The sequence below is a fragment of the Rhodoferax sp. GW821-FHT10B06 genome, assembly GCF_059415605.1.
Genome location: NZ_JBWKNO010000003.1, coordinates 384,782 through 398,311, shown reverse-complemented (window position 1 = coordinate 398,311; position 13,530 = coordinate 384,782). Strand labels below are relative to the sequence as shown.

The following is a 13,530-nucleotide window of genomic DNA, read 5'->3' as shown; positions in this document are numbered from 1 at the left end:
GTTGAGTCATGGAATAAGCAGCCATCAATAATTCACTTTCTTTTCGACAAACTTGAACTGCACCACGGTCATGGCGACCACGATCACCATCAGTACCACCGACTGCGCGGCCGAGCCGCCCAGGTCCATGGCCTTGAAGCCGTCGAAGTACACCTTGTAGACCAGGATGGCCGTGTCCTTGCCCGGTCCGCCCTGGGTGGTGGAGTCGATGATGGCGAAGGTGTCGAAGAAGGCATACACGATGTTGATCACCAGCAGAAAGAAGCTGGTGGGAGTGAGCAGCGGAAACTGGATGGTCCAGAAGCGGCGCCAGGGCCGAGCCCCGTCCATGGCCGCGGCTTCGATCAGCGACTTGGGAATCGACTGCAAGCCCGCCAGGAAGAACAGAAAGTTGTACGACAGCTGCTTCCACACCGCCGCCATCACCACCAGGGCCATGGCGTGGCGGCTGTTCATCAGGTGGTTCCAGTCGATGCCCAGCAGGCCTAGCCAGTAGGCCACGATGCCGATGCTGGGCGAGAACATGAATAGCCACAGCACGCCCGCGACTGCAGGCGCAACCGCATAGGGCCAGATCAGCAAGGTTTTGTAGATGCTGCTGCCGCGCACCACGCGGTCGGCAAACACGGCCAGTAGTAGCGACAGGCCTATGCCCAGCACCGCTACCAGGATGGAGAACACGGCGGTGGTCTGGAACGAGGCCATGTAGCTGGCGTCGTTCCACAGGTTGCGGAAGTTGTCCAGCCCGACCCAGTCCACCGAGGTGCCAAACGCGTCAGACTGCTGCAGCGATTGCAGCATGGCCTGGCCCGCGGGCCAGAAAAAGAAGATGCAGATCACCACCATCTGGGGCGCGATCAGCACCCAGGGCAGCCAGGCCGATTTAAAGACGACGCGTTTTTCCATAAGAACTACTCACACCCCCAGGCTACACGCTTCGCGTTTCCGCCAACCCCCTTGCAGGGGGCGAACCCAGTGGCCCGGCAGAGCCGGTTCCACGGGTTCCTGGGCAGGGAGTTATCGAGCCCATCGGCCGCTGGTGAGTAGTTGCTTTTCATGGGCGATTACTGATTACTGCTTGTTGGCTTTTTCGAAGCGTTCCAGTTGCTCGTTGCCGCGCAGCACGATGGAGTCCAGGGCTTCCTTGGCGGACTTCTTGCCGGCCCAGACTTGTTCCAGTTCTTCGTCCTCGATCGCACGCACCTGCAGGTAGTTGCCCAGGCGGATACCACGCGAGTTGGTGGTGGTCTTGCGGATCATCTGGGTCGGTGCGACATCGGTGCCGGGGTTCTCTTGGTAGAAGCCCGACTTTTCGGTCAGTGCGAATGAGGCCGTGGTCACGGGCAGGTAGCCGGTGCGCTTGTGGCTGGCGGACTGCACTTCTGCGTTCGACAGATAGGTGAAGAACTTGGCCACGCCCTTGTATTCATCCGACTTCTTGCCGGCCAGTACCCACAGGCTGGCGCCGCCGATCACCGTGTTTTGCGGTGCGCCGGGCACATCGGGGTAGTAGGGCAAGGCGGACTCGCCAAAGGCGAACTTGGCGTTCTTCTTCACGTTGCCGTAGAAGCCGCTGGAGGTGGTGGTCATGGCGCATTCGCCGGACACAAAGCTGGCTTCAGGGATGTTGCCGCGGCCCTTGTAGACGAATAGGCCTTGCTTGGCCATATTGCCCAGGTTCTCGATGTGGCGCACATGCAGCGGCGAGTTGATTTTCATGCGGGCGTCCATGCCGCCCAGGCCGTTGGCCTTGGTGGCGAACTCGACGTTATGCCAGGTGGAGAAGCTTTCCAGCTGGGTCCAGCCCTGCCAGGCGATGGTCAGCGGACATTTGTGGCCGCTGGCCTTGAGCTTGGCGGCCGCCAGCGCCACTTCGGGCCAGGTGCTGGGGGCTTTGTTCGGGTCCAGGCCGGCGGCCTTGAACGCGTCCTTGTTGTAATAGAACACGGTGGTCGAGCTGTTGAACGGGAAGCTCATCATCTGGCCGTTGGCTGCGGTGTAGTAGCTGGCCACGGCGGGGATGTAGACGCTGGGGTCGAACTTCTCGCCGGCGTCCTTCATGACCTGGCCGACTGGCACGATGGCCTTCTTGCTGGCCATCATGGTGGCGGTGCCCACTTCAAATACCTGCAGGATGTGCGGCGCGTTGCCGGCGCGGAAGGCGGCAATCGCGGCAGTCATGGATTCGTCGTACTGGCCCTTGTAGGTCGGCACGATCTTGTATTCCTTTTGGCTCGCATTGAAGTCTTTTGCGAGGTCGTTGACCCATTCGCCATTGACCGAGTTCATGGAATGCCACCACTGGATCTCGGTCTGTGCCTGCGCGGAAAGAACAGCGGTGGCAGCCACTGCGGCCAGCGCTAAACGGTTGAATTGCATGGAGTCTCCTGGGGGAACGGTAAGAGCGTCAAAGGGGCCGATGCTAGGTGCCGCTTATGACAAAACAGTGAAATTTTGGCGCGTAACTGACGAAATCTATAGCGGGAAAACCCGTTCGTATGGCTGCGTTTCATTGCGTTTGTTTGCGTTTTTCTGGGATTTTTGCCCCAAGCGCGCATAGCCCTGGTGCCAGCAATGCCGCCTTTCGGCGGGTGCGTTTGCTGCGGTGCAGCATGCTAGGATCATCGCCCCTTCCTCTCTACCTGACGCCGGGCAACGCATGCGCAAGACCTCTCTGGACAAAAGCAAGATCAAGTTTCTTTTACTGGAGGGCGTGCACCCTTCCGCGCTGGAGGTACTGCGCAGTGCTGGCTATTCCCAGATCGAGAGCTTGCCCGGTGCTTTGCCAGAAGAGCAACTGAAGGAGAAGATTGCCGATGCGCATTTCATCGGCATCCGCTCGCGCACCCAGCTGACGGCGGACGTGTTTGCCCATGCCGGCAAGTTGGTTGCCGTGGGCTGCTTCTGCATAGGCACCAACCAGGTGGACTTGGAGGCTGCGCGCGAGCGCGGCATTGCGGTGTTCAATGCGCCGTTTTCCAATACCCGCTCGGTCGCCGAACTGGTGCTGGCCGAGGCGATCCTGTTGCTGCGCGGCATCCCAGAGAAAAGCGCGGTCGCGCACCGCGGCGGCTGGCTCAAGTCGGCCGAGAATTCGTTCGAGATCCGCGGCAAGACCCTGGGCATCGTTGGTTACGGCTCCATCGGCACCCAGCTGTCGGTGCTGGCCGAGGCGCTGGGCATGCAGGTCTGTTTTTATGACGTGGTGACCAAGCTGCCGCTGGGCAATGCGCGCCAGGTGGCGAATCTGCACGAGCTGTTGGGCCAGAGCGACATCGTCACCCTGCATGTGCCTGAAACCGCGGCCACCCAGTGGATGATCGGCCCGGCCGAGATCGCCGCGATGAAGGAGGGCGGCATCTTGATCAATGCCGCGCGCGGCACGGTGGTGGATATTGATGCCTTGGCCACGGCGTTGAAAAGCAAGAAGCTGCTGGGTGCCGCCATCGACGTGTTCCCCGAAGAGCCCCGCAGCAACAAGGACGAGTTCCAGTCGCCCTTGCGCGGACTGGACAACGTGATACTGACCCCGCATGTCGGCGGCTCCACCATGGAGGCGCAGGCCAATATCGGCCTGGAAGTGGCGGAAAAGCTGGTCAAGTACAGCGACAACGGCACCTCCACCTCGTCGGTCAACTTCCCCGAGGTGGCGTTGTCCAGCCACTCGGGCAAGCATCGTTTGCTGCACATCCACCACAACGTGCCCGGCGTGCTGTCGGCGGTAAACCAGGTGTTCAGCGACAACCGCATCAACATCGCCGCCCAGTTCCTGCAGACCAACGAGAAGATTGGCTATGTGGTGATAGATATAGACGCCGCGTCCAGTGATTTGGCCTTGGAGAAGCTGGCCCACGTTCCAGGCACCATCCGCAGCCGCGTCCTCTTTTAATCCGTTTGTCGCCTCTGGACAACCCGCTGTCGGCGGGGTGATAGAGCGCTGCCCTAAAATTGCTACCCGATCTGTCATCCCAGGCCCATGGGCGCTGCAGCCCACCCAGGTTATCTCCATGAATGCTCCCACCGCCTTGTCCACCCTGTTGTCGCAAGCGCCCGAGGCTGTACGCCTGCGCGAAATTCCGTATAACTACACCTCGTTTTCCGACCGTGAGATCGTCATCCGCCTGCTGGGCGCGCGTGCTTGGGATGTTCTGAATGGATTGCGCCAGGAGCGCCGCACCGGCCGCTCGGCCCGTATGCTGTACGAGGTACTGGGCGATATCTGGGTGGTGCAGCGCAATCCTTATTTGCAAGACGATCTGCTGGACAGCCCCAAGCGCCGCAAGCAACTGGTCGATGCATTGCACCACCGCCTGGACGAGGTGGGCAAGCGCCGTAAGCCCGATGTCGACAGTGAGCGCGATGCCTTGGTGGGCGAGCTGCTGGTGGCCGCCACTGCGGCCGTCACCCAGTTTGGAGCTACCTTTACCCAGGTGGCCGAGCTGCGCCGCAAGACCGCACGGGTGCTGGGCAAGCTGACCGCCAAGGACAACATCAAGTTCGACGGCCTGAGCCGGGTCAGCCACGTAACCGACGCCACCGACTGGCGCGTCGAATATCCGTTCGTGGTACTGACCCCGGATACCGAGGCCGAAATGGCCCGCCTGGTCAAGGGCTGTATCGAGCTCGGCCTGACCATCATTCCACGCGGCGGCGGCACCGGCTACACCGGCGGTGCGATCCCGCTGACCTGGAACAGCGCGGTGATCAACACCGAAAAGCTCGAAGCCATGACCGAGGTGGAAATGGTGACTCTGCCCGGTGTCGACCACCCGGTGGCCACCATCTACAGCGAAGCCGGTGTGGTGACCCAACGCGTGGCCGATGCGGCCGAGCGCGGCGGCTATGTGTTTGCGGTCGATCCCACGTCCGCCGAAGCCTCCTGCATCGGCGGCAATATCGCCATGAATGCGGGCGGCAAGAAGGCTGTGCTGTGGGGCACGGCGCTGGACAACCTGGCCTCCTGGCGCATGGTGACGCCCGACGCCCAGTGGCTGGAAGTCACCCGCCTGAACCACAACCTGGGCAAGATCCACGACGTGGAAGTGGCCAGCTTCGAGCTGCAATATTTCGAGGCCGACGGCAAAACCAAGATACGCACCGAGCGCCTGGACATCCCCGGCAAGACCTTCCGCAAGGAAGGCCTGGGCAAGGACGTGACCGACAAGTTTCTGGCCGGCTTGCCCGGCATCCAGAAAGAAGGCTGCGACGGCCTGATCACCAGCGGCCGCTGGGTGGTGCACCGCATGCCGGCGCACACCCGCACTGTGTGCCTGGAGTTCTTTGGCGACGCCAAGAACGCCGTGCCTAGCATCGTCGAGATCAAAGACTTCATGTTCGCCGAGCAAAAGCGCACCGGCGTGCTGCTGGCCGGCCTCGAGCATCTGGACGACCGCTACCTGAAGGCTGTGGGCTACACCACCAAATCCAAGCGCGGCGGCCTGCCGAAGATGGCGCTGTTTGGTGACATTGCCGGCGACAACGCCGACGACGTGGCCCGTGCGACCAGCGAAGTGGTGCGCATTGCCAATTCGCGCAGCGGCGAAGGCTTCATCGCCATCAGCCCTGAGGCGCGCAAGAAATTCTGGCTGGACCGCAAGAAGACCGCCGCCATCAGCCGCCACACCAACGCCTTCAAGATCAACGAAGACGTGGTGATCCCGCTGCCGCGCATGGCCGAATACACCGACGGCATCGAGCGCATCAACATCGAGCTCAGTCTGAAGAACAAGCTGGAGCTGTGCGACGCATTGCAGGAGTTCTTCAGCCGCGGCAACCTGCCCCTGAGCAAGGGCGACGAGGACGGCGATGTGCCATCCCCCGAGCTGCTGGAAGAACGCGTGGTGCAGGCCCAAAGCCTGGTGGCCGAGACCCGTGCCCTGTGGCAGGGCTGGCTGGACGGTGTGGAAACCCTGTTTCCGCAGCTGCAAGACCACAGCCTGCGCGCCAGCTGGAAGACGCAGATCCGCGCCCAGCTGCAAAACATCTTCACCGGCGCCGGCTTCAAGGGCATCCTGGACGAATGCACCGCCATCCACAAGACTGTGCTCAAGGGCCGGGTCTGGGTAGCGCTGCACATGCACGCCGGCGACGGCAATGTGCACACCAATCTGCCGGTCAACAGTGACAACTACGCCATGCTGCAGACCGCGCATGAGGCGGTGAAACGCATCATGGCGCTGGCCCGCAGCCTGGACGGCGTGATCTCCGGCGAGCACGGCATCGGCATCACCAAGCTGGAGTTTTTGAGCGACGCCGAGATGCAGCCGTTCACCGATTACAAGCAGCGCATCGACCCCGAAGGCCGCTTCAACAAAGGCAAGCTGCTACGAAATTCGCAGCTGCATGCGCAGGCAGGGACTGCGCTAGAGCCCGATAGGGCTCAAGGTTTCACCGCCGGGCCGCCCCAAGGTGAAACGCGCCCCCACGGGGGGCAGGGAGGACACGCCAGTGCCGAGCGTGGGGGCACTATTTACGCTGATTTGACCAATGCCTACACCCCGAGCTTCGGGCTGATGGGCCACGAATCTCTGATCATGCAGCAGAGCGATATCGGCGCCATTGCCGACAGCATGAAGGACTGCCTGCGCTGCGGCAAATGCAAGCCCGTCTGCGCCACCCACGTGCCGCGCGCCAATCTGCTGTACAGCCCGCGCAACAAGATCCTGGCGACCTCGCTACTGGTTGAGGCCTTTCTCTACGAAGAGCAGACCCGACGCGGCGTGTCCATCAAGCACTGGGAGCAGTTTGAAGACGTGGCCGACCACTGCACGGTGTGCCACAAGTGCCTGACGCCCTGCCCGGTGAAGATCGACTTTGGCGACGTGACGATGAATATGCGCAACCTGCTGCGCAAGATGGGCAAGAAGAGCTTCCGCCCCGGCAATGCCGCGGCCATGTTCTTCCTGAATGCCACCAACCCCGAGACCATCAAGTTCGTGCGCTCGGCCATGGTCGACGTGGGCTTCAAGGTCCAGCGCCTGGCCAATGACTTGCTGCGTCCTGCGGCCAAGAAGCAGACGGCTGCGCCGCGCGCCAGCCTGGGCACCGCGCCGATCAAAGAGCAGGTGATCCACTTCATCAACAAGAAGATGCCGGGCAATCTGCCGAAGAAGACGGCGCGCGCGCTGCTGGATATCGAGGACAAGGACTACGTGCCCATCATCCGCAATCCGGTGGCAACCACCAGCGAATCGGAAGCGGTGTTCTACTTTCCCGGCTGCGGCTCGGAGCGACTGTTCAGCCAGGTCGGCCTGGCCACCCAGGCCATGCTCTGGCATGCCGGCGTGCAGACCGTGCTACCGCCTGGCTACCTGTGCTGTGGCTACCCGCAAAAGGGCAGCGGCCAGTTCGACAAGGCCGACAAGATCATCACCGACAACCGGGTGCTGTTCCACCGTGTGGCGAATACGCTGAACTACCTGGACATCAAGACCGTGGTGGTGTCGTGCGGAACCTGCTACGACCAGCTGCAGGGGTATGAATTCGACAAGATTTTCCCCGGCTGCCGCATCATCGATATCCACGAATACCTGCTGGAGAAGGGCATCACCCTGGGCAACGGCGGCACCTATCTGTACCACGACCCCTGCCACACGCCGATGAAGCTGCAGGAGCCGATGAAGACGGTGAAGGCGCTGCTGGGCGACCAAGTGACCGAGAGCAAGCGTTGCTGCGGCGAGTCCGGCACCCTGGGCGTGACCCGGCCCGACATCTCCACACAGATTCGCTTCCGCAAGGAAGAAGAGCTGCGCAAGTCCGAAACCGCGCTGCGCGAATCCGGCCAGGTGGGTCCGCAAGAGAATTTGAAGATATTGACCAGCTGCCCCAGCTGCCTGCAAGGCCTGAGCCGCTACGGTAACGACTTGCAGAACGGCCTGCTGGAAGCCGACTACATCGTGGTCGAAATGGCCAACCAGATCCTGGGCGACCAGTGGCTGCCGACCTATGTGGCGCAAGCCAACAACGGTGGCATTGAGCGGGTGTTGGTCTGATGGCCGGCTTGACGGCGGGATCGCCGACCCCACAAGACATCACCGTGCACGGCCAGTCCAAGGTACTGGAAGTGAGCTTCTCCGATGGCGCCAGCTTCCGCATTCCGTTCGAGTTGATGCGCGTGTATTCGCCCTCCGCCGAGGTGCAAGGCCATGGCCCAGGCCAGGAAACCCTGCAGACCGGCAAGCGCGAAGTCACCCTGGTGGGGTTGGAGCCGGTAGGCAACTACGGAGTGCAGCCCACGTTTTCCGACGGCCACAGCACCGGTATCTTCACCTGGGACTACTTGTATTTCCTGGGGGCGGAACAAGAAAGGCTTTGGGCCGAATACGACCAGCGCCTGGCCGCCGCCGGGCTGGATCGCGATGCGCCCATGGTCGACAATAAGGGCCATGGCTGCGCCAGCCACTGAGTTGCTGGCGGCTATACTTTTGATAGCTGCTTGCGCAGGAATTACCTGCGCTACAGCCCTATTTTATTGAAACGGTGCGCTGAGATGACTTCTACCCATTTTGGTTTTCAGTCGGTGGACGAGAGCGAAAAGGCCCGCCATGTGCGCGGCGTGTTCGACTCGGTGGCCAGCAAGTACGACTTGATGAACGACTTGATGTCCGCCGGGCTGCACCGCGCCTGGAAGGCCTACACCGTGCTGGTGGCCGACATCCGCGAAGGCCACCAGGTGTTGGATATCGCCGGCGGCACGGGTGATCTGTCCATGGCGTTTGCCAAGAAGGTCGGCAAGACCGGGCGCGTGGTGCATACCGACATCAACGAAGCCATGCTGCGTACCGGCCGCGACCGGCTGATCGACAAGGGCATCGTGCTGCCCACCATGGTCTGCGATGCGGAAAAGCTGCCGTTCGAAGATGCCAGCTTTGACCGTGTCAGCGTGGCCTTTGGCCTGCGCAATATGACCCACAAGGATGTGGCCCTGGCCGAGATGTGCCGCGTGCTCAAGCCCGGCGGCAAGCTGCTGGTGTTGGAATTTTCGAAAGTGGCCCAACCTCTGGAGAAGGCGTACGACTGGTATTCCTTCAAGGTGCTGCCCCGTTTGGGCAAGCTGGTGGCGGGTGACGACGCCAGCTACCGTTACCTGGCCGAGTCCATCCGTATGCACCCGGGCCAGCAGGAACTGAAGACCCTGATGCAGGGCGCCGGCTTTGGCCATGTGGATTACCACAACCTTACCGGTGGCATGGTGGCTTTACACGTGGGTATCAAGTGCTAGCCGTGTTCCCGTATAACTCGGCCGTATACCTTGCGTTGCTTGGCAGTGGCGTCTGAATAATTCAAATGGAGATGGTATGAAAGTGTGGGCATTGGTTTTGGCTGTGACCGTGGCGTTGACGTCGGTCGTGGATGCCGAGGCCGCGCGTTTGGGCGGCGGCAGGTCGGTTGGCAAGCAGTCCAGCAATGTCATCCAGCGTGAAGCCACGCCTGCGGCGCCCGTCGCACCGATGCAAAGCACCACCAACGCAACCCGCCCCGCGCCAACGGCAGCGCCCGCAACTGCGGCAGCGCCACGCCGTCCCTGGGGTGCCATGCTGGGTGGTTTGGCGGCAGGTTTGGGTTTGGCATGGCTGGCCCATTCCTTGGGTCTGGGTGCCGAGATGGGCCAGTTTCTGATGATCGCCTTGCTGGTTTTGGCGGGCATGGTGCTGTGGGGTGTTTTCCGGGCGCGCAAGAGTGCGAGTGCGGCCGCTTCGGCCAGCCCGTATGCCTTCCAGGGTGCTGCTGCGCCCATGGCACCCAGCGTGTATCGCCCTGAAAACGTGGGCAACGATGCATCTGCACGCCCATTCGAGCGCAGCAACGTGCTGCCGCTGGAGGCTGCGGGTGGTTCTACCTCGATGATCGGCTCGGCGCTGGCCGGTCCGCAGGGCTGGGGTGTGCCGGCGGGCTTCGATGCTGAGGGATTTTTGCGCTCCGCCAAGAACAACTTCATCACCTTGCAGTCGGCCTGGGATCGTTCCGACATCGCGTTGCTGCGGGCCATGATGACCGACACCATGCTGGGTGAGATCCAGTCCCAGCTGAACGAGCGCGAGCTGCACATCGGTGCCCAGATCAACAAGACCGACGTGGTCATGCTGGATGCCAAGCTGCTGGGCATCGAAGATCTGGGCAACGACTACATGGCCAGCGTTGAGTTCTCCGGCATGATCCGTGAAGAACCATCCGCCGGCCCCAGCCCGTTCCGCGAGGTCTGGAATATGACCAAGCCCAAGAGCGGCGCCAGTGGCTGGCTCGTTGCCGGGGTACAGGCCCTGCAGTAAGAGCAGCTTGTTTCTATCCGGGATAATGGGGGACTATGGCAACACAGTCCCCTTTTTCTTTGTTCGAAAACCTTTTCAACCGTGTCACTGAGAGCTTGCAGCCACCCGCCTGGGTGGTGGACGAGGTGCAGAACCGCGTTGTCCTGCTGCTCAACCACGTGCTGCAGCAGGAGCCCGAGGCCATGGCCCGGCTCACGCGGCAAAAAGGGCAGGTGGTGCTGGTGCAGTGGCGCCATTTCCACATGGCTTTGCGGGCCACCCCGGCCGGTTTGCTGGACCGGGCCGAGCCCGGTTTGCAGCCCAGCCTGACGCTGACCGTGACCGAATCTTCGCCTTTGTCCCTGCTGCAGCAGGCGCTGAATGCCGATAAGCCGGGTGTGCGCATCGAAGGCGATGTGCAACTGGCGGCCGAGGTCAACTGGCTGGTAGACCATGTGCGCTGGGACCTGGAGGAAGATCTGTCCCGCATCATCGGTGATACCGCGGCCCATACGGCCGGCCAGGTGGCACGCCGTGTCGTGGGGGCTTTGCACCAATTCCTGGGCCAGCGCATGGCCGCCAGCGCCGACAAGGCGCACACATGAGCCGGATTTTTCGCGGCGCCTATATCGTCTGGATCGTATTCCGTTACGGCCTGGACGAGCTGGTACTGACCAGTTTGCAAAAGCCCTGGCTGGCCGTGCTGGCCCGTGTGTTGTCGATTGGCCGCAATCTGCAGGCGCCGCGCGGTGAGCGTCTGCGTGAAGCGCTGGAGCGCCTGGGTCCCATCTTCGTGAAGTTTGGCCAGGTGCTGTCCACCCGGCGCGACCTGTTGCCGCCGGATCTGGCCGACGAGCTGGCCCGTTTGCAGGACCGCGTGCCGCCGTTCCCCTCGGAAATTGCGGTGGCGACCATAGAGCGCTCCTTCCGCAAGCCCCTGGACGCTATTTTTGAAAGCTTTGACCACACACCGGTGGCCAGTGCGTCGATCGCCCAGGTGCACTTTGCGGTGCTGAAGGACCGCAACGGCCGGCTGCGCGAGGTGGCGGTGAAGGTGCTGCGCCCCGGTATGCTGCCCGCGATCGAGAGCGATCTGGGGCTGATGCGCACCATGGCTGGCTGGATCAATGGCCTGTCTGCCGACGGCAAGCGTCTGAAGCCGCTGGAGGTGGTGGCCGAGTTCGACAAATACCTGCATGACGAGCTGGATCTGGTACGTGAGGCGTCGAGTGCCGCGCAACTGCGCCGCAACATGGAAGGCCTGAACCTGGTACTGATTCCAGAGATGTTCTGGGACTTCTGCGCCACCGAGGTCATCGTGATGGAGCGCATGACGGGCATCCCCATCAGCCATACCGAGCGCCTGCGGGCTGCGGGCGTGGACTTCAAGCAGCTGGCGCGCGACGGCGTGACCATCTTTTTCACCCAGGTGTTTCGCGACGGCTTTTTCCACGCTGACATGCATCCGGGCAATATCCAGGTGTCGGTAGAGCCGGCAACCTTCGGGCGCTATATCTCGCTGGACTTCGGCATCGTCGGCACGCTGACCGAGTTCGACAAAGAATACCTGGCGCAGAACTTCACGGCTTTCTTCCGCCGCGACTACAAGCGCGTGGCCGAACTGCATATCGAGTCCGGCTGGGTGCCTGCGAACACCCGGGTGGACGAGTTGGAGGCCGCTATCCGTGCGGTGTGCGAGCCTTACTTCGATCGGCCCTTGAAGGAAATCTCGCTGGGCATGGTGCTGATGCGCCTGTTCCAGACCTCGCGTCGCTTCCAGGTGGAAATCCAGCCTCAACTGGTGCTGTTGCAGAAAACCCTGCTCAATATCGAAGGCCTGGGCCGCGAGCTGGACCCTGAGTTGGATTTGTGGAACACCGCCAAGCCCTTCCTGGAAAAGTGGATGCTGGACCAGGTAGGCCCCAAGGCTTTCTTCGAGCAGCTGAAAAACGAAGCCCCGCGCTACGCCAAGTTGCTGCCGGAGCTGCCACGCCTGCTGGTGGACTACCTGAAGCAGGGCGCCGCAGACCGGGGCGGCGACCAGCGCAAGCAGATCGAAGAGCTGCTTGCCGAGCACAAGCGTACCAACCGTTTGTTGCAAGGCCTGATTTTTGGCGCCATCGGCTTTGGCCTGGGCCTGCTGGTGATGCGTGTGGCATTGCTGTCGCCCTTCCTCTTCTGAGTCCGGGTTTTCACCCGGGCAAACTATAATCATAGGTTTTGCGACTTCAACCCGAGCCTTCTACGCCATGCCTATCTACGCTTACAAATGCGAGTCTTGCGGGCACGCATTAGACGTGCTGCAAAAAATGTCCGACGCTCCGCTGACCGACTGCCCCAGCTGCGGCGCTCCTGCGCTGACCAAGCAGGTCACCGCCGCGGGTTTCCAGCTCAAGGGTTCGGGCTGGTATGTAACCGATTTCAAGAGCGGCGGCGCCACGTCCACGCCAGCGCCCAAGGTAGACGACAGCAAGCCTGCAGCCACCGAGCCGACCAGCGCCACCAAGTCCGCCGACACCCCGGCAGCCGCAGCCCCGGTGGCGGCGCCTGCACCGGCGCCTACTGCGTCCGGTGGCACGGGATCGGGTAGCTGAGAGCCATGATGGCCGCGATCCGTAAATGGTTGCTCTCTGGCCTGCTGGTGATCGTGCCGCTGGCGATCACTGTGTGGGTGCTGGAGTCCATCATCAGCACTTTGGACCAGACCCTGCTGATCCTGCCGGACAGCTGGCAGCCCGACAAATTGCTGGGCTTCCATATTCCGGGTTTCGGCGTCTTGCTGGCCCTGGCCATGCTGTTGCTGGTGGGCGGCGTTGCCAGCAATTTCATCGGCAAGAAGCTGGTCGGCTGGTGGGACAACCTGCTGCACCGCATTCCCATCGTGCGCTCCATCTATTCGGGTGTGAAGCAGGTGTCGGACACCTTGTTTTCGGAAACCGGCAATGCTTTTCGCAAGGCTGTGCTGATCCAATGGCCGCGCGACGGTGCCTGGACCATTGCCTTCGTGACCGGTGTGCCAGGTGGCGATGCAGCGAACTACCTGCAGGGCGACTACCTCAGCGTGTACGTGCCCACCACGCCCAACCCGACAGGCGGCTACTTCATCATGCTCAAGAGCAGCGACTGCATTGAGCTGAAAATGAGCGTGGACGAGGCGCTGAAATACATTGTTTCCATGGGGGTGGTTGTGCCTAACGTCGTTGCACCCCACCTCGCCAAGCCCCATTAAGACGTGATGGGCGTGGCAGGCCCTGGTGGCCTGCCTTCTTTGTAACCATTGCGC

The 13,530-nt window shown here is 62.0% G+C and carries 11 protein-coding genes; 9 read left to right on the top strand and 2 right to left on the bottom strand.

The window, feature by feature from the left end; all coding sequences use genetic code 11:
- Positions 1–24: 24 nt before the first annotated feature.
- Both ugpA and ugpB read right to left on the bottom strand, forming a co-directional pair.
- On the bottom strand, positions 25–906 hold the full coding sequence (gene ugpA / locus AC07O2_RS07190) for a sn-glycerol-3-phosphate ABC transporter permease UgpA (RefSeq protein WP_495075045.1): 882 nt from the start codon (positions 904–906) through the stop codon (positions 25–27).
- Between the two features lie 165 nt (positions 907–1,071).
- Positions 1,072–2,379 (bottom strand): sn-glycerol-3-phosphate ABC transporter substrate-binding protein UgpB, encoded by a 1,308-nt coding sequence (gene ugpB, locus AC07O2_RS07185; RefSeq protein WP_495075044.1) that lies wholly within the window; start codon positions 2,377–2,379, stop codon positions 1,072–1,074.
- Positions 2,380–2,659: 280 nt separating this feature from the next.
- Here ugpB and serA point away from each other — a divergent pair, with 280 nt between their 5' ends.
- The 9 genes from serA to AC07O2_RS07140 all read left to right on the top strand — a co-directional run bounded on the left by serA (position 2,660) and on the right by AC07O2_RS07140 (position 13,476).
- Positions 2,660–3,889: a phosphoglycerate dehydrogenase gene (gene serA / locus AC07O2_RS07180; RefSeq protein ID WP_495075043.1), complete on the top strand. Its 1,230-nt coding sequence runs from the start codon at positions 2,660–2,662 to the stop codon at positions 3,887–3,889.
- A 118-nt stretch (positions 3,890–4,007) separates the two neighbouring features.
- Entirely contained in the window at positions 4,008–7,991 is a 3,984-nt protein-coding gene (locus AC07O2_RS07175) for a DUF3683 domain-containing protein (protein WP_495075042.1), read from the top strand.
- The gene (locus tag AC07O2_RS07170) at positions 7,991–8,404 is read left to right on the top strand and encodes a gamma-butyrobetaine hydroxylase family protein (protein ID WP_495075041.1); all 414 of its coding nucleotides are present in this window, start codon (positions 7,991–7,993) and stop codon (positions 8,402–8,404) included. Before AC07O2_RS07175 ends, AC07O2_RS07170 begins: the two co-directional genes overlap by 1 nt.
- 84 nt (positions 8,405–8,488) lie before the next feature.
- Complete coding sequence (ubiE, locus tag AC07O2_RS07165; protein ID WP_495075040.1) at positions 8,489–9,220, top strand: bifunctional demethylmenaquinone methyltransferase/2-methoxy-6-polyprenyl-1,4-benzoquinol methylase UbiE; 732 nt, start codon at positions 8,489–8,491, stop codon at positions 9,218–9,220.
- 76 nt (positions 9,221–9,296) lie between these two features.
- Positions 9,297–10,268: a Tim44 domain-containing protein gene (locus AC07O2_RS07160; RefSeq protein ID WP_495075039.1), complete on the top strand. Its 972-nt coding sequence runs from the start codon at positions 9,297–9,299 to the stop codon at positions 10,266–10,268.
- A gap of 35 nt (positions 10,269–10,303) precedes the next feature.
- The gene (locus tag AC07O2_RS07155; protein WP_495075038.1) at positions 10,304–10,852 is read left to right on the top strand and encodes a hypothetical protein; all 549 of its coding nucleotides are present in this window, start codon (positions 10,304–10,306) and stop codon (positions 10,850–10,852) included.
- Positions 10,849–12,429 (top strand): ubiquinone biosynthesis regulatory protein kinase UbiB, encoded by a 1,581-nt coding sequence (gene ubiB / locus AC07O2_RS07150; RefSeq protein WP_495075037.1) that lies wholly within the window; start codon positions 10,849–10,851, stop codon positions 12,427–12,429. The genes AC07O2_RS07155 and ubiB overlap by 4 nt, the downstream gene beginning before the upstream one ends.
- 67 nt (positions 12,430–12,496) lie before the next feature.
- Complete coding sequence (locus tag AC07O2_RS07145) at positions 12,497–12,841, top strand: FmdB family zinc ribbon protein (protein ID WP_495075036.1); 345 nt, start codon at positions 12,497–12,499, stop codon at positions 12,839–12,841.
- 8 nt (positions 12,842–12,849) lie between these two features.
- Positions 12,850–13,476 carry a DUF502 domain-containing protein gene (locus tag AC07O2_RS07140; protein ID WP_495075035.1) on the top strand — a complete coding sequence of 209 codons (627 nt, stop codon included), beginning with the start codon at positions 12,850–12,852 and terminating at the stop codon, positions 13,474–13,476.
- Positions 13,477–13,530: the final 54 nt, after the last annotated feature.